Annotated in this window: 1 protein-coding gene; it reads right to left on the bottom strand. The window is 69.3% G+C overall.

Annotated elements, in window-relative coordinates:
• Positions 1 to 59: 59 nt before the first annotated feature.
• On the bottom strand, positions 60 to 18,293 hold the full coding sequence (locus IPK20_13575) for a right-handed parallel beta-helix repeat-containing protein (GenBank protein MBK8017635.1): 18,234 nt from the start codon (positions 18,291 to 18,293) through the stop codon (positions 60 to 62).
• Between the last annotated feature and the right edge of the window lie 235 nt (positions 18,294 to 18,528).

Below are 18,528 nucleotides of genomic sequence, written 5' to 3'. Positions count from 1 at the left end.
TGGTCCGTTCGCGGATCGGCAGGAAGCGTACGCCTGTCTTGGGTTTCGTGTCATGGGTTTCAGCGCATCTTCGCCGTGAGCCGTGCCAGGCTCTGCAGCAGCGTGGCGAGGCGCAGCTTGGACGAGGGGCGATCGTCGTCCGCGGTGTCGCTCTGGCCGGCCGGTGAACCGATCGCCGGAAGGTTCGCGCCCGTTCCCGGCGGATCGAGCTTCACGATCCGGTCGGCGCCGGGGATGGCGGGGAGCGGAACGCCGTGGAGGGCATCGATCAGGGCGTTGGCTGGCAACGTCCAGGCGGCGGCCGGGAGCCGCGGCTTCGGCGGTGCCGTCACCACGATGGACGTGTCCGTCGGATCTGCCCCGGCTTGCGGAGCGGGGTTCAGCGTGAGTCCGTCTTCGTTCAGGCTTGCCCACTCCAGATCCACCGCGTAGCTTCCGGGCGCGGTGCCGGGCTTCACGCGGAAGTCGACTTCCATCAGCGTGCCGGTGCCGCCCGACAGCGCCTGGATGGCGGCCGCATCGAGCACCAGCAAGCCGGGCGACTGCGGCGTGAGGAACCACTCGAAGCCGGAGGTGAGGGATCCGCGGCGGACCGCCTGGACTTCCAGCACGTCCGGATCGAAGCGCAGCTTGAGTTCCGCCGACTCCAGTCCTGCGGCCGTATCGAGGTTGACCGGGACGGTGACCGTTCCACCCGCCAGCGTGCTCCGGGTCGTGCCCAGAGACACGAGCGGATCCGGCCCGCTGCGGAACACCGCGGGCGGGGTTGCCGGCAGCGGCGGCAGTTGCGGCACGGGGATTCCCAGCACGCGGCGCTGGATCAGCAGCGCGTCGGCGGAGGCAAGCTGCCCGTTGCCGCTCACGTCGCCGATGAGCACCGGGTCGGCCAGCGGATAGGCGCTGAAGCCGGAGTCGAGCCGCACCACGTTGCGCTGGATGCGCTGGGCGTCCAGGGAGGAGTAGCGCGCGTTGCCCGTGGTGTCGCCGAGATACGCAACCACGTGCACGCCGTCGTCGGCCTGCGCGGCACCGCCGTCCACCGACACGTTGCGCAGATCGAGGCGTTCCTTGGCTGTGTAGGGCGCCGTCGCGGGCACGTCGCCCAGGAGGCGCACGATTTCCCGGTCGGCTCCGCTGACTGCCACGGCGAAGGCCACCTTCACCTTGGCGATGCCGGCCACGCTCAGGTCCACGGTCGCCGTGCCGCCGTCCGGGTCCTGCACGCCGGTGATCGTCAGCATGGACGGGTCGTAGTGCAGCTCGAACTCCGCCTGCGTGAAATTCCCCGCGCCGGTGATCCGCACGGGCACGCCGCCCGTGGTGCCGGAAACGTTGGCACCCTGCTCGGGACCGCGGACGAAGTCGGCGATGGAGATCCGGGCCGTCGGTGCCGCCACGGCGAAGGCGGTCTGATAGGCGTCTCCGGTCGTGCCGTCGAGATTGCCATCGAGGCTCACGCCTTCGAGATCCACTAGGGCGAGGGCGCCGCTTTCGATCCGCAGCGTGTAGTTGCCGGCCGTCAGCCCTGTTCCCGTCTTGACGAACGAGAAGCCCTTGCCGTCGGCGTCGAGGAACACGGACCCGCGCACCGTCGTCGAGCCCAGCCGCAGCAGCATGTCCGCCGCGCCGAAACCGCCGCCCGCTCCGTCGTACAGATTGAGCACGGACGGATCGAACTCGCGATTGAACCGGACCGAGTAGCCGGAGACGTCGGGTGTGAAGGCCGTCACGACGAGCGGTGCGTGCAGGACGGTGAAGGCGACATCCGTGCGGTCTGCATTCGCAGGGTTGGCGCTCTCGTTCACGCGCACGAAGTAGTTCGTGCCCGCCGGGAAGACGTCCGGGTCGATGGTCCAGTCGAAGTGGCCGTCGTTGGTCTCGCCGGTGGCGATGGCGGTGTAGGGGCCGCCCGCGCCGGTGGAAGACACGCTGATGTCCACCGGGCCGGCGAAGCCGCCGGTGCGCCAGCGCACGTCGAAGGTCTGGAGCTGGCGGATCGATTCGCCGCCGTTGGGTGCCATCACGATCACGAACTGCGCGGGGCTCAGCGAGGCCTGGGCCGTGTTGCCGTACGCCCCCACGTTGACAAAGCCGCCGTTGGGGGCGGGTTCCAGGGCGAAGGCATCGCCTTCGTCGCCCCGGTCGATGGCCGGGGACTGCTGGGCATCGGGGGTCAGGACGGCGGTGGCGGCGATGGGCCGGCCGGGAATGCCCGGCAGCGACAGCCCTTCCACGGGCGCGAGCGATCCGCCATGGAAGCTGCCGGTCTGGCTGCGGACGTGGAAGTCGTCGTCGCGTCCGTCGCTCACGCCGGCCGAGAAGCCCAGCACGCCGTCCGCGCCGTCTGCGTCCACGAACAGCGGACTGGCGAAGATGCTGTCGGTGTCGGTGCCGGACGCCGCGCGCCACTGGAAGAAGCTGCCGCGGTCGGCGCCGTTCCAGAAGCCCACGTTGCCGGTGCCGAACAGGCCGCGGAAGAACACGTTGTTGTCGGAGGCGAAGCCGGTCTGGGAATCGGCGGAGACGCGGATGCCGTAGCCGTTGTCTGCCCAGACGATGTTGTTGCGCAGGTTCGCCCCGGTGGACGCGTTCTCGATGCGCATCGCGTCGCCGGCCGGAACGTAGAGCGTGTTGTTCACGATCTCCGCGCCGGGGGCGCCGGACAGCACCAGGGCCGCGGTGTCGGTGTCGTAGACCAGGTTGTTGCGCGCGCGGCTGCCGGCGCCGTTCAACTGGACGCCTACACCGGCGGAGTACACCACGTTCTGGAGCACGTCGCTCGATTCGGCACGGATGCCCAGCGCCGCGTTGCCGTACACGCGGTTGCCTTGCAGCAGCGCGTCCTTCGCGTCCACGCCGATGGTGTTGCCGCGGATGAGGTTGGACATCGCCGTGGAACCCTGGCCCGCGACGAGTCCGATGGACACCAGGCCGGTCTGATCCGCAATGCTGTTGCCCGCGAAGACGACGTTGCCGGAGATCTGCGCGCCGAGGGTCACGTTGTTCCAGATCAGGTTCGCCGTGCCGGCGGCCAGCGACTTGTCTCCCACGGTGGCCACGCCGCCGGAGGCATTGTCGATGCGCATGCCGCGGGTGTTGCGGAAGCTGGCGTTGCCCTGGATGACGGACTCGCCGGAATCGCGAACGGACATGCCGTCCCCGGTGTTGTCGCGGGCGGTGTTCTTCAGCACCTCGTCGATCGGGCCGCGCAGCACGATGCCGCCGCCGCGGTTCTCGTAGGCCAGCGAGGAGGTCAGCGATCCGGCCGCACCTTCGATCGCGATACCGGCGCCGCCGTTGCCGTGGGACGTGAGATCGAAGAATGCGTTGCCCGCCGAGTTCGTTTCGAGACGGATGCCGTCCAGCGCGTGGCCGAACGTGATGAGGTCGTGCGCCGACAGGTCGTCGGAGCCGCCGTGCGCATACAGGCCGCGCTGCGCGTCGCGCAGGGTGAGGTGCGCCACCTCCACGCCGTCGGCGTCGTTCAGCTCGATCAGCGGGCGGGTGCGGTCACCGGGAATGGCCGGGAACAGTTCCGCCACGCGCAGGGCGCTGGTGGGTCCGGTGAGCAGGAATCCCTGATCCCGGCCGAGCCCCAGATCGGTGGTGCCGGAGACGGCCACCGGGTCGATCATAGAGTAGGCGCCCGTGTCGACGAAGATCGTGGCGCCGGGCCCGACGTCGTAAACGCGCAGCAGGTTGGTGGCGTAAGGCTTGGGTGCCGCGGCCGTCTTGCCGGTATTGCGGTTGTCGCCGATGCCCGCGGGCGTGTATTCGTCGTTGGCGTTGGAATGGTCGTCCACCCAGTACTGCGTGCCGTCCTCCGGCACGGTGAAGGGTTCCTGGCTGCGGTCCATGACCACCGGATTGGCAACCCACGAAATCTGGATGCGCAGGCCCTTGGTGCCGAACGGAACGCCGTTCGCCGAAGGCGTCCAGAGGAACTCCCCGTCGTCCGCGGTGGACGCGACGATCGTGGTGACGAACGCAGGGCCGTCGGCGGTGTCGCGGTACAGATCGATGCGCACGGGCGAACCCGCCGTGTTGTTGAAGCTTTCCCAGCGGATGGCCAGCGGCTTGTTGCGGATGGCATCCACGTAGAGATCCGGCGAGCGCAGGGCGATGTGCGGGACGCCGGTCGCAGGCGTCTGCATCGGCGAGGTGAAGCGCTGCGTGCCGAACATGGGGAAGAGTGCGTAGCCGTCGTCGTGCGGGTCGGTGAAGCGCGGGCGCGCCCACTCCGGATTGACGACCGTGGCGCCGACGGAGTGCAGATCGAAGCGGGCGATGTCGGCCTGCCAGTCCAGCACGTCGGTGAAGTCGCGCGTCCAGAAGCCGACCTTGCCGGTACCGGTGGCGTACAGGTTGTTGAAGTCGGAGAAGAAGCCCGACTGCGAGTCGTTGGCGACGAACAGGTCGTAACCGTCCTCCGTCCACAGCGTGTTGCGCAGCACCTCCACGTCGGAAGCGCCGTTGACGAGCCGCACGAGGGTGCCGGCGGGGGTCACCATCGTGTTGCCCTCGATGCGCACGTCCGACTGGCCGTCGATCAGCACGCCCATCTTGCTGCGGTAGATCTGGTTGCCCTGGATGCGGCTGCCGCTCGCGGCGTCGATGGCCGTGTCGTTCCCGCCGATGCGGTTGTTGCGGATCGTGCCGTCGAAGCGGAACACGCCGGTGCCGTTGTCCTCGATCAGGTTGCCGGCGTCCAGGCTCGCGCCGCCGAGGACACCGCTGCCCGCGACGCCGCGCTGGTTGCCGAAGATGTGCTGGCCCTGGGCCGAGGCGTCCACCAGTTGCAGACCCGTCACGTTGGACGAGATGTCGTTGGCGGTGCTGCCGACGATGAAGCCGAGCCCCTGCGTCTCGCCGCTCACGGTGGAGCGGATCCCGGTCACGTTGCCGAAGATGCGGTTGTCCGAGAGCCGGGCGCCCGCCGCGTAGCGCACACCCAGGGAGGCGCCGTGGATGTCGTTGTCTTCGATGGTGCCGTCGAACGCGCCGTCGATGGCGAGCCCGACGCCGGTCGCGGCGATGTCGTTGTGCGCGATGAGTCCGGAGGACGCCGTCGCGATGCGGATGCCTTCGGTCCCCTTGAAGCGGTTGTGCAGGACCTGCACCTTGGCGGCGCCGTTGATCACGACCCCCGCGTCGATGGCGTTGTCGACCAGCGCCGCGCCGTCCGCATCGGCGGTGAGGGTCACGGCGCCGGCCAGGTTCAGGCGCTGGAGCGTGGCCGTGGTGCGGACCTGCACTGCCCCGTTGATGACGGAGGTTCCGCCCTGGGCGCCGAGAATCGTGACGCCGGCGTCGGCCGCACTCACGGTGAAGCCCGCGTACAACCCGGGGGCGAGGACGATCACGTCACCTTCGCCGAGGGTCTGGGCGTCGAGGATTGCCTGCACGCCCGAGGCGGAGGTCGCGAGGAACACCTGGCCCGGAAGGTCCGTGACGGTCCGCAGATACGCCTGCGGCAAGCCGGAGGAATCGTCGGTCCAGCCCACGGTGGGCAGACCGTTCGCGCCCACAGCCAGATCCAGGGCCGAGAGCTTGCCGCCGGTGGCGCTGATGCCGCCGCCGCTGGCGTCGCCGGGCAGCGTTTCGACGAACCGCGTGCCGTTCCAGCGCTTCGCGTAGATGCGCGCGTCGGGATCGGCGTAGTCTGCGTCGTCGTGGTCCACCCAGGCCAGGAACATCTGCCCGCCGCCCGATTCCAGTTTCGGATCGAGAGACCGGCGGTTCGCGTTGCTGACCCCGTTGCCCACGGCGCCGTCGATGCCGGCGCTGACCCACTTGGAACCGTCGAAGGTCTTCACGTGGATCTGCTCGAAATCGTTCACGCGCTCGCGGTAGGCCACGTACAGCCGGCCGTCCAGCCAGGCCGCGTCGGGTTCGCGGCTTTCCGTGACCGTGTCGGACAGTCCCGTGCCGGCGGCCGAGCTTCCCAGGCCGACCCACGTCGCCCCCGAGCGAACCCGGGCGTAGATGTCGACAGTGTCGCCGAAGCCGCTGCTCCAGGTCACGGCGAGATTGGTTCCGTCCGTGGCGAGGTCGTACTCCGCCACGCCCGGCTGCCACTGCGTGATGCCCATGCCCGTCGCGGAGCCGGGCGTGACCTCCACCCACGAGGCGCCGTCGAACTGGCGTGCGTACACCGACGACACGACGCTTGTGTCGATCCACGAGACGACCAGACGGTTGCCGGCGATGACGATCTGCGCCTGGTCGGCGCGGGCCGTGTTGCTGATGCCGCCCGGCAGCAGGGAATTGCCCAGCGTGACCCAGGTGTCGGTCCCGGCGTCGAACTGCGCGCCCATGATGTCGGTGCCGTTGGCCGTGGCTTCGGTCCAGACCACGGTGACCCGGCCGTTGATGACCGCCAGCGCCGGACGGCGCGAATCGGTCAGGGAATCGCTGACGCCGCCGCCCGCGGCGGAACCGCCCAGCATCTGCCAGCCGGCCGAGGTCTGGCGGGCGACATAGATTTCGTAGTTGCCGTTGCGCGAATCCGCCCACGCGGCGTAGCGCGTGCCGGCGGCATCCACGGTCACGGCCGTGTCGAGCGCGGCCCCCACGCCACCGGACAGTCCGTTGTTCGTCGCCGAACCGGCGATCTCCGCCCACCAGCCGGAGTAGATCGCGCCGATGGGCAGCGTGTCGACCGCGGCCGGATCGTCGGTCGAAGCGAGGGGTACCGGGTTGGGCGTGACCGGCGCGAGCACGATCGTGGAAGGATCGTCGCCCGTGCCGGCAACTACGAGGTTGGAGGCGCCCAGCACATCGTTGATCTGGTCGTCGTCGCCTTCGCCGTACAGGACGTCGTTGCCGCCCTGGCCGTCGAGGCGGTCGCGTCCCGAGCCGGCCTCGTTCAGGCCGGTGCCGAAGTCGCCCCACAGGTAGTCCACCGCGTTGTCGTCGCCGGCGACGTTGTCGTCGCCGAAGAGCTGGTCGTTGTTCGCGCCGCCGACGAGCACGTCGGCACCGCTGCTGCCCTGGATGAAGTCGTCGCCCGCGCCGCCGTCGATGCTGTCGTTGCCGGCGCCGCCGACCAGGACGTCGTTGCCGGCGAAGCCGAAGATCGTGTCGCGGCCATCCCCGCCGAGGATGCCGTCGGCCCCTTCGTCGGATCCGCGGATCACGTCGTCGCCTGCACCGCCGTCGATGATGTTGAGGGTGCCGCCGCCGGCGTCGATCTCGTCGTCGCCCTCTTCGCCGAGGATCTGGTCGCCGCCGCGTCCGCCGTCGATGTCGTCGTGTCCGTCGCCGCCCTCGATGCGGTCGTTGCCCAGGCCGCCGCGCAGCTCGTCATCGCCCCGGCCTCCCCGGATCAGGTCGCCGTGGGCGCCGCCTTCGATGATGTCCGCACCGTCCCCTGCGAGGATGACGTCCGCGCCGCCCAGGCCGAACACGCGGTCGTTGCCCGGGCCGGCATCGATGAAGTCGCCGAAGTACACCGCGTCCAGCAGATCGGGGTCGTCGCTGCCGGCGTCGGACCCGAAGATCAGGTCGTCGCCGTCGGAGGTGAGGATGCGCGTCTGCGTGGCGTTGTTTTCGATGCGGACCTCGTCGTCGTCGCGCAGCGTCGTGATCGTGAGACGGTCCGCGAGGGTCGCGCCCCGCAGCACGATGCGCGAGCCCAGGCCGATGTCGGCGTTGCCGGCGTCGCCGTTGATGAAGATCTCCTGCGCCGCGAACATGGCGCTGCCCAGCCGCGTGTCGACGTCGTCGCCCACGTTCAGGGTGATGTTCGTCTCGTTGCTGAAGATGAGGCCGCCTTCCATGAGGATGAAGTCCTCGTCGGTGGCGGCCGTGTCCGTCACCGTGAGGCGGATCGGCCCGCCCGGCACGAACACGCTCTGCACGTTGAGCGAACTGTCGGTCTCGGTGATGTAGGCGCTGTTGTTGGCCCGGGCCACCAGTCGACCGGGACGGACGGTGGAGGAATCGATGTCCAGATCGTTGTCCGACTGCCCGATGGTCTGACCCTGCGCGGTCAGGAACTGGTTCACGCCGATCACGTCGGCGGCCGTGTCGTCGAAGTAGTCGAGGATGCTGCCGTCCAGGGCCAGCAGCGACACGTCGCCCGATTCGGAGCGGATGCGGTCCACGTTGAGGTCGGCGATCTCGACCAGCACGATGTCCAGTTCCGCGTCTGCCTTGACCGCGCCGATGCTGACGTTCGACGAGTTGATCTCCAGCGGATTCTCGAACGTGCCCACGTGGCCTTCCGGGGCGGAGAAGGTGAGGTTGATGCCCACGACGTCCGCCGTGGTCCCGCTGAACTCCTCTTCGTTGGGCGAATCGATGATGTCCGCGTGGCGGCCCGTGAGCACGACGTTGCGGCGCGTGGACTCGATGAGGCCGATGCGGAAATCGCCCAGTTCCTCGGTGACGGTGATGTTGCCGTTGGTCCTGATGTCGATGTTGCCCAGCCCGACGGGATTGGTGTCGCCCAGGTCGGTCCACGCCAGGAAGTTGATGAAAGGCAGCCCTGCCGGTTCGGGGTATAGGCCCACCACGTCGATGTTCGCGCCGCTGATGATGCGGCGGTCCGCGTCCAGCGCTTCGCCGACCACGTAGCGGACCTCCACCATGCCCGTGCCTGCGCCCCACACGCCGCGCGGGAAGACCGTCGGCACGCTGCCGGGGGAGGTCGTGAAGTGGTCCGTGACCGTCGTGGTCCGGTTGGGCGCGCTCGTGGCGCCCACCGGCGTGGCGAACAGGTTGACGATGCCCGCGGGCTCGAAGACCTCGACCCGGTACGGTCCGGGCACCACGGTCGGCTGCGAGAGGCCGTTCAGCAGTTCCAGGTTCACGTCGGTCGAGCGCAAGTTGCCCGACTTGATGCGCTCCACGTCCACGTTGAAGCCGGTCGTCGGTTCGGCGCCCGTCAGCGCCCGGCGCAGCAGACCGCGCAGTTCCATGAAGTTGCGCTGGCCGGCGTCGGAGGTGCGATACCGGTCGGCGCCCGTCGGGCCGTCGTTGCTCTCGACGATCTCCAGCCGCAGCCGCTGCGAATCGCTCCTTCCCACGTGGCCCAGCACGGCGTTGATGCGGAAGCTGTCCGTGCGGATGAGTCCGGGGGGCGGCGGGAACTCCCCGCTGCCTGGCAGGCTGGACAGGATGTCGCCGCGGGCGTTGAAGACGTTCGTCATGCCGATCGGGTTGTTGACCACGCCGAAGAACGTGATGTCGGGCGAGGTTCCGTTGGTCTCGATCGTGTTGCTGATGGTGATGGGCGTCGGCTTGAAGTCGTGGTTGACGTCGAATTCGAAGGCGTTGACCCGGTCGACCTCGATGATCACTTCGTCCTGGGCGGACACGAGGAAGGTGTTCACCACCTCGATGTCCTGGATGTTCATGTCCAGGGCCGACTGGTTGAGGATGTCCACCTTCTGGTAGGTCTCGCGGAACGTGAACAGCGGGCCGTTGGCGAGCGCCGTCTCGATCGTGCCGTTCGTGGACGCGTCGTTCGCCCGGAACAGCGCCTGACCGCGGTCGTTGTCGTTGATGATGGGGTCGACGAAGAAGTTGCCGTTGGCGTCCGGGTCCACGAAGCTGCCGATGGCGCTGCCCACGCCGGCCACGCTCACGTTGATCGCCTTCACGATGCGGCCGTCCGGGCCCACGATCAGGTTGGGGCTGGGGCCGGACAGCAGCACCACGTTGGAGTCCCAGTCGATGTCCCGCGTGCCGTCCTCGGCGTCGATCTCGACGAAGAGCGCCAGGCGGTCGAAGCCTGCGGGCTGCTGGAGCGGCGTGACATCGGCGGGAGGTACACCGGCCACGGGGAAGAGTCGCGGACCGGCGGAGACGGTCGCACCGGGATCGGCGTCGACGAGAGTCTGGGGCGAGTAGGTGGCTTCATCGTCTGCACTGGAGCCACCGAGGCCGACGAAGGCCGCACTGATGTCCTGGTCGATGTCCGAGTTGTCGAGGCGGGCCCGCAGGTCGACCCCTTCGAATCCGGTGACCCGCGCGCCTCCCCGCACCGCCGTGGTCGCGTGGGGGTTGACCTGGCCTGTCGACTCCGCGCCGGCGTCGCCGAAGAGCCCGCCGGCGGAGGCGTCGGAGTCGTACGTGAACTGCAGGTGCGACCACTGCGAACGCATCGCGACGCTGCGCGCCTCGACATCCGCATTGCTGCCTGCCACGGCCTGCGTCTCGTCGATGAGTCCGCCACGCGAAGCGGCGTTCACGTCTGCCACGAAGCCGCCCGCATCGCTGTTCGACGTGATCTTCGAGTCGAACGACGATTCCGCCACCACGCTCAGGTGACCTGCTGCGCGGACCACCACGCCACTGCCGTCGATGTTGCCGCCGTCGTTGGTGCCGATGAACGCGCGGTTGTTGTGCGAGTGGTCACCACGCGCACTGGAGTCGCCCACCGCGATGAAGCCGCCACCGCCGTTGCTGGCGAGGGAGGAGGTGTTGAGCGACGAGGACGAGAAGACCGACACGTTGCCGCCGGCTTCCAGCAGGGCAGGGGCGATGTACGCCTGCACGTTCTGCGTGACCTGCAGGTTCGAATCGGGATGACCCACGGCGATGAAGCCGCCGCCACCGCCGCGGGCGGACGACGCGCTCTTGCCGTCGCCGGCCGGAGGCGAAAGTTCGCGCAGCGACACGCCGCCGGGTCCCAGCAGCAGGTGGTTCGCGCCGGGAGCGGAGGTCAGGTCGAACCGCAGCGAGTGCGTGCCGGTGCCGGGTGTCAGATCCACGCCGGGCCGGGAGAAGCGGTGCACGCCGACCCGGCCGCTGCCGTCGAGATTGGTGATCGGTGAGCCGTTGAAAGCCGTCGCGAGCTGGAACGAATCGCCGGAGACGTTGCGGGCGTAGTAGGTGACACCGTCCTGCAGGCCGCCCACGGATTCGCGGACGAGCTGGTGCCGCTGCTGGTTCGCCGGGGAGCTCTTGTCCGGAGAGAGCGCGATGGGGGTGACCGGCACGTCGTCGTCGCCGTCGTCGGGGTCGGCGGCGTCCCGGGTCGCGGCGAGCTGGATGTGATTCGCGTCGATCACGATGACGAAGTACGCAGTGCCGGAGGTGAGCCCCCCGATGGCCGTGCCGTCGGGCTCGACCCGGTAGATCACGCGGTTGCCCGTGCCGAAGCCGTGCGACGCGATGTAGAACTGGTTGTTGTCCGTCGGGGTGCCCACCCCGCCCACCACGTTCAGGTCCACCTGCTCGCTCGTGAACTCGCCCGCGGGGGCCGCCTGATAGGTGATGCGCTGGTTCTCGCTGAAGCCGCTGCCCGCCACGGTGATGCGGTCGGTGGCGGAATTCACGGCCAGCGACGGCAGGAACAGGTCGTCGGCGAAGGCGCCCGCGGCCAGTGCCTCGTTGCGGGTCGTGTAGAGCTTGACGGTGTAGTCGTCGAGCTTGCGGACGAAATAGGTGCCCGCACCATTGAGATCGGTGCTGATCGACACGCCATCCTGCGTGTACTTGACGGCGTCACCGGTGAGGAACCCGTGCGCGACGGCAAAGCGCAGGCGGTCCCTCGCATCGTCCACGCCGGCCACTGAAGCCAGCGGATTGCCGGTGTTCGCGGCTCCCGCGCCGAACACCGCGCCGAGCTGCAGCGTGTCCTCGCCCGTGGCGATCACGCTGTATTCGCGCGAGCTCGAGAGCGTCCCGCCGTCGGCGGTGGCGATGGCCGGGTTGCCGTTCGGGTCGTAGGTCACGCGGTCGCCGTTGGACAACCCGTGGGAGGTGAACGTGATCGAGTCCGCGCTGACCGTCTGCGCGTCCGGATCGAACGTGTCGTCCAGCGCGGCGGCCGGCTGGCTGCGGGCCAGCGCCTCCACGGTGACGGAACCGGCCGCGTCGATGGTCGTGCCGCGGTCGATGTACGCGTTGACCGTCGGGGTCACCGTCGAGTCGCTGTTGGCGGCACCCACTTCCACGAAGCCGCCGCCGGAGGCGCTGGCGATCGCGTCGCCCTCGGCGCGGACCGACTCCGCGTGGAGCGTCACGCTGCCGCCGACGTTCTGCATGACCACGTTGTTGTCGATCACCGCCTCGACCGTGGGCGTCACGGTGGCGGTGGACTGCGTGCCCTGCACGGCGGCGAATCCGCCCGATCCTGTGGCCGCGTCGGCCCGGGCCGTGTTGGCGGCGAGGCTGCGCAACTGGAAGTTGCCGGCCTGGAGAATCCGCGCGCCGGCATTCACGTAGGCCGTGGTGCCGCCGGTCAGGGTGACCGTGGCGTCGAGCTGGCCATCGGCGAAGCCGCCACCGGCGCCGACGTCGCCTTCTGCCTCCGCACGGTTGGTCGCCGTCGCGTTGGCGGTGACGTTGCCCGTGGCCGTGACGCTCGATCCGGAGCCGAAATAGACCTGCGTGTCGCCACGCGTCTCGGCCGTGGGGTCTGCGCCGGCTCCCGCTCCGAGGCCGACCGAGACGATGTTCGCATTCGTGTCGCTCGTCCGCACGGCGGTGGCCGTCAGGGCGAGCGCCGCGCTGGTGACGGCCGCGTCGACGAACGCGCGCACGTTGTCGCGCACCCGGGCGGTCGGCGTGACGTCGCCGATGGTGACGAGGCCGATGGACACCGTATCGACATCGGCGTCCGCACGGGACGAGTGGAAACTGCTGAGGGAGATGTTGCCTGCGTTGACGGTGGCCCCTCCCGCGAGGAAGGCCTCGACCGTCTGTTCGGAGATGGCCGTGGGCGTGAGCGCTGGGGCATCGACCAGGGCCACGCCCACGGAGGACAGGGCCGCGGTGGCGCTGCTGCCCAGCGAACGCGCGGTGAAGGACAGGCTGCCGGTCGCGTCCACGCGCGCGTTGGCACCCACGAAGGAGCGGGTGCTGCTGTTGACCGTGGCGCGGGCATCCAGATCCACGACGTCGACGAGACCGATGTCGACGCTGAAGCTGCTGGCGTCGGCCGCGCTGGTGGATTCCGCCGTGAAGCCGATGCCGCCGCCGGTGAAGTCGAGGTCAGCTCCGTCCGCGATGTAGGCCGACGTCTGGTGGTTCACCTCGACCGGCGTGGTACCGCCTCCGGCGTTCACCAGGCCCACGTCGAGCGAGAACGCGGAGCTGCTCGCCGTGTTGTTGGGCGAGCGCGCCGAGACGCTGGTCGAGCCCGCGTTGATGGCGAACCGGCCGCCCAGATAGGACTGCGTCTTGCCCCCGGCGACGATGTCCGGCCGCACGGAGTCGCCGTTCACCAGGCCGAAGGACAGCGAGATCGCGTCCAGGCTTACCGTGTTGCCGGTGCCAGACTGGTGGGCATTCAGCGTCAGTGCGCCGCTCACGTTGATGCTGCCCACCGCGCCGGTGGAGGCGGCTCCTGCACGCGGGCCGATGTAGGTCTCGACCACGTGCGTGTTGTGCAGTGTGGGGCGGATGGTGCTGAAGCTCACGGCCGCAAGCGTGACGATCGTGGAATTGCTGTCGACCGTGTTCTCGGCGGCCGCGTCGAGCGCGAGGCTGCTTGCCTCGACCACCGCCCCTTCCTCGACGAAGGCACGGGTGACACCGGCGGTCTCCTGCACGGGCTTGAAGGTGTTCACGCCCACGAACGAGACACCGAACTCGAACCGGTCGAGATCGGCCGTGTTGTCCTGCGAGGCAGTGAGCGAGATGCCGCCGCCGTTCACGTCGAAGTCGGCATTTCGCGAGACGAAGGCCTCGGCCGCGTGGTCGGTCTTCACCTCCGTGCGGACCTCGGTCACGTCCACCAGCCCCAGCTTGATGGGCACCGTGGTGGAGCCGGCCTGATTGGTGGCGACGGCTTCTCCCGTCACGCCCGTGGTGCTCACGGCATAGGCGCCGCCCACGTGGGTGCGGGTGGAGCCGCCCGTCGTGATCACGGGCTTGACCAGATCGACGCTCACGCCGCTCATCTGGATGTTCACGTCGTCGATCGAGGCGTCGTTCGTCGACCGGGCATCGAGGTCCAGGCCACCGCCCAGCTTGATCGTCCCGGAGACGTCCTTGGCCGGCTCGACCCCCGCGGCGGGCCCGACGTAGGCGGCGGTCCGGTGATCCGTCTTCGCCGTGGGGCTCGCCTCGTTGAGGGAGAAGAGCGAGGCCCCGAACTGGAAGCGCAGCACCCGCGCGTCGTTGTCCGAATCCGCGGTGGCGGCGAGACCGCCGGTGGCAGTGATCGTGCCGCCCTCGTCGACGAACGACCGGGTCGTTCCCCCGGCGGTCGCCGTGGACGTCACGAAATTGAGGTCGACGGCACCAAGATCGAGCGGGGAGATCTGGTCGATCACGGCGTTGTTCGACGAGTCCGCGTCCAGCGTGATGCTGCCGCCGGTCACGTCCAGCATGGCGTTCGGACCGAGGAAGGTTTCGGTCGTGTGGCTCGTCCCCACCGTGCGCTCGTTCAGGTCGATGTCGACCAGGTTCAGCTCGAAGGCGACTGCTTCGGCGCGCGCGCTGTTGGTCGAGTTGGCGGTGGCCCGCACGTCCGAGGCGAAGATGTCGAAGTTGCCGCCGAGGTGCGCCCGGGTCGCGCCGCCGGCATCCGCCACGGGCTTCAGCTTCTCCACCGTCACCGCGCTCATGTCCACGTTGACCTGGGGCACGGTCGCCGTGTTGGCGGACTTCGCCTGCAGGTTCATGCCGCCGCTGCCGACGCGCAGTGTCCCGGTGAGCGTGTTGTCGGGCTGCACGCCGCTGTCGGGCCCGACGAAGGCCTCGACCTTGTGGTCCGTGCGGGCGGTGACCTCGGCGATCTGCACGTTGACCGCGCTGGCGCCGCCGTACTCGGCTCCCGCGACGGCATCGCTGTCGGCGTCGGCGATGCTCGTGAACGAACCCACGTTCATGGACGCGCCCTGGTCGATGTGGACGCGGGTCTGGCCTTCGACGAGGGCCGTGGAGGCGGTGTCCGCCACGTTCACGAGCGTGAGGCCGGCGGAAAGGTTGTTGGCGACCGCGTTGTTGGACGACGTGGCCGTGAGGCTGAACGCGTTCGCCGTCGTGACGTCGGCACCCTGCGCCAGATAGGCCTCGTTGGTGCCGCGGATGGTCGCGCGGGCATCCGTGTCCGCCGGCGTGCCGATCGGGATCGGCAGCACGTCCGGCAGGAAATCGAGGACGCCGGAGAGGCCCACGCCGTTCAACGTGAGCAGGTTGATGGCGAAAATGTTCGTGGTCGCCGAGGCGGTCTTGTTGGCCGTGGAGGACACGGATCCGCTGCGGGCATTGACGCGGCCGGCGACCCGGGCGCGCGTGTTCGATTCGGCACGTGCCAGCGTGGCCTGGGCACCGATGGTGAGCACGCCGGCACCCACGTCGACGATGTTCGGGTCGGACGTGTCGTTGGAGGTGGCGCTCACGTTGACGCTGCCGTTGCCGAGGATGTCGATGTCGGCATCGGTACCGATGAACGCCTCGGTGTTGCCGCGGGCCTCTTCGGCCTCGAATCCCACCTCGCCGGACTGGATGGAGATGCCGAAGAAGTTGGTGTCCGCGCTGCCCGTGCGCGTGGCGGTCGCCACGACGTCGAGCTGGCTCGCGGTGATGCTGCCGTTGGCTTCGGCGAAGGCGCTGTGGCCGGCGAGCGTCTCGGAAATCATCACTCCGGCGGCGGCGAACGCCGAGGCCGACAGGCCGCCGGAACTCGCGGTCAGCGTCGGATCCGCGGTGGCGCGGATGGAGACGGGCCCGCCCGAAACCTTCGCCTTGCCCGTGATCGCGGCGTTGGCCTTCCCGCCGGACTCGGCGATGGATACCGCGCCGCTCGCGGATGCAAAGGCGCTCACGCTGAAGCCGGTGGCCGTGGCCCCCGCAGAAGGGGAGAGGGTGGCGTGCACGCTCACGGAGGTCTCGGTTGCCACCTCCGTGTCCTCGCCCGTGATGATGGATTCCACCGTGTTGACGACCTTGGTGGAGGCGAACGACAGGCCGGCACCGACGATGGCGCCGGCGCCCACGCCGCCCGCGTCGGCGTCGAAGGACGAGTCGTCCAGTGAAACCACCAGCACCGCGCCGCCGGAGGTCACGGTGGCGTCATCGTCGATGAAGGCGCGCGTCGTGTCGGTGATTTCGTTCATCGACGCCGTGCCCACGCCGCCGATGGCGCCCGCGAGCGAGAAACCGATGCCCAGGGCGTCCACGTCGTGGCTCGAGACGGCGAGGATGTCGACGTTGCCGCCCGTGGTTTCCACGGTGGCCGCGCCGATGCCGGCCTCCACTTTCGTGGTCATGGTGTTGCGCGACAGCGTCGCCCCGGCGCCGGCGTTCAGGCTCACCGCCAGACCGCCCCCGTCCGCATCCAGCAGGGAGTCGTCCCGCGCGCGCAGACGCACCACGGGAGCCTCGATGAGGCCGCCGTTGCGAATCGTGGCGGTGGTGCTGGTCGAATCCGTGTTGTCGCTGACGGTGCCGTAGCCGCCCACCAGACCGCTGATGCTGAAGGCCAGGGCCGAGGCGTCGACGTCGTTCGACGAGTCCGCATTCAGTTCGAGGAATCCTTCGGCGACAGTCACGTCCGCCTCGTCGCTGTAGGCTTCGACCGTATTCGCGAGCTTGTTCACTGCGAACGACGCGCCCACGCCCGCGCCCAGACTCACTGCCAGGCCGCCGCTGTTCGCCTGCAGCGTGCTCGAATCGCTGGCCGTGACGTTCACGCTGCCTGCGGACTCGACGACCGCGTCCTTGCGCAGGGAGGCACCGGTGAGCGTGGCGATGTCGTTGTAGGTCAGCGTGCCCACGCCGGCCACGAGGCCGGCGAGCGACGCGCCCAGCGCCAGGGCGTCGAGTTCGTTCCCGGACGAGGCCGTGACCGAGACGCTCCCGCCTGCCGTGGTGACTTCGGCGTCGCCGATGTAGGCCTCCACCGTGTTGTGCAGGACGTTGGCGCCCACGGCGCCGCCTGCGGCGACGAGACCGCTCGCCGCCAGTGTTCCCGTGTCCGTGCTCAACGTCGACGTGTCGGTGGCCGAGACCGTCACGCTGTTCGCCCCGATCGTCCCGCCACCGATGGCCGCGCGGGTGGTGTTCTGGATCACGTTGGCCTCGACCGAGCCGCCGATGGCGACCAGGCCGGCCGCTGCCAGCCCCAGGGCCTCCGGCGCATACTCGTTGCCCGTCGAGGCGATGACGTTGAGGTCCCCGTCCGTGTTGACCGAACCGTCGACCCGGGCCAGGGCTTCGCTGTTGGTGTAGTTGAACGCGGCGCCGATCGAGGCCGCGAAGACGAGGCTCGCCGAGCCGCCGATGCCCAGACTGTCGAACTCGTGATTGGTGCTCGCCCGGACTTCAACGCCATCGGGCGCGTTGACCACGGCCCCCTTGCCGATGGAGGCCTCGTTGATGTCGCCTTCCAGCGTGATGGCACCCGCGCCCGCCGCGCCTGCCGCCGCCAGGCCCGCGATGGCCGCCTCGCCGGCCGTGGCCTCCGAGCGCACGCGGTTGCTGTCCAGGAATCCGAGATCGGTGCGGACCACGTTGGCGAGCAGGTCCAGCTGCCCGTCGACGGTCACGATGGCGTCCTCGCCCACGCGGACCGCCGTGTAATTGCGCATGGCGTTGACGGCGAGCGATCCGGCCACGTTTCCGCCCAGGGCCAGCGCACCGCTGGCGGCGTTGGCGTCGTAGTCGAAGGCCACGCCCTCCTGGCCCAAAGCCAGGAGCGACAGCGTGCTGGCGGTGACCGTGGCCGCCTTGCCGATCTCCGCAATGTGGCGGCCTTCGGAATAGCCCCCGGCGAGCGCTGCCCCGACCGCGGCGGGACCGTCGATGGCGGTTGCGTCGGCATCGGCATCCGCGTTGAAGTTCATGTTCGCGACGACGCTGACGGCATTCGCCTCGATCGTGGCGCCCGAGCCGATGGAGGCTTCGCTGACCGGCCGCGCGGCGCTCACGGCGATGGCAGCGGCCGCGCCCATGCGGATGTCGGGCAGGTTGTCCTCGTCGACCGAGTCGAGCTGCACGCGTTCGAAGCGATGCTGGGTGCCCGCGGCCACCGACGCGTCCAGCTGGACCGAATCCGACAGGTCCAGGGTATTCAGCAGAATCGCCGTGTTCCCGTCCAGCGTGAACACGTAGTACGCGGCGTCGTCCACCAGGCCGCCGATGCTCTGGCCGCCGCCGTTGTGGTAGACGACAGTGTCGAAGGGACGCGCCAGCGCACCGAAGGCGATGGCACCGCCCGTGACCGCCGTGGCCGGATCCACGACATACGTGGCTTCGAGGAAATGCCGCCCCAGCGGGTTCGTGGACGGCGCGATGTCGATGGCGTTGGCGTTCGCGAGAGCGTCCGCCCGGTTGGCGTGAAGCGACAGGCCCACGCGGTTGCCGTCGTCGTCCTGCACCTCGTGCACGAAGTAGAGATTTCCATCCGCAAGCCCGCCGATCGCGGTGCCGCCGCGCACGCGGTAGATGACGGAGTCGCCGTTGGCCAGGGCGGGGCCTGGATATCGAGGCGGTTGTCCGCGTCGTTCACGTGCAGGATCGGATCGAACCCCGCCCCGCGCGAATGATGGGCCGTGCCCACACGCACGATGCGGTGCGCCACGCCGGATGCGGCGGCGGCATCGATGTCGATGGCGCCGGTGT

Source organism: Betaproteobacteria bacterium, assembly GCA_016713305.1.
GTDB lineage: Bacteria > Pseudomonadota > Gammaproteobacteria > Burkholderiales.
The sequence above is the reverse complement of the archived record's forward strand: the minus strand, read 5'-3'. Positions and strand labels throughout refer to the sequence as shown.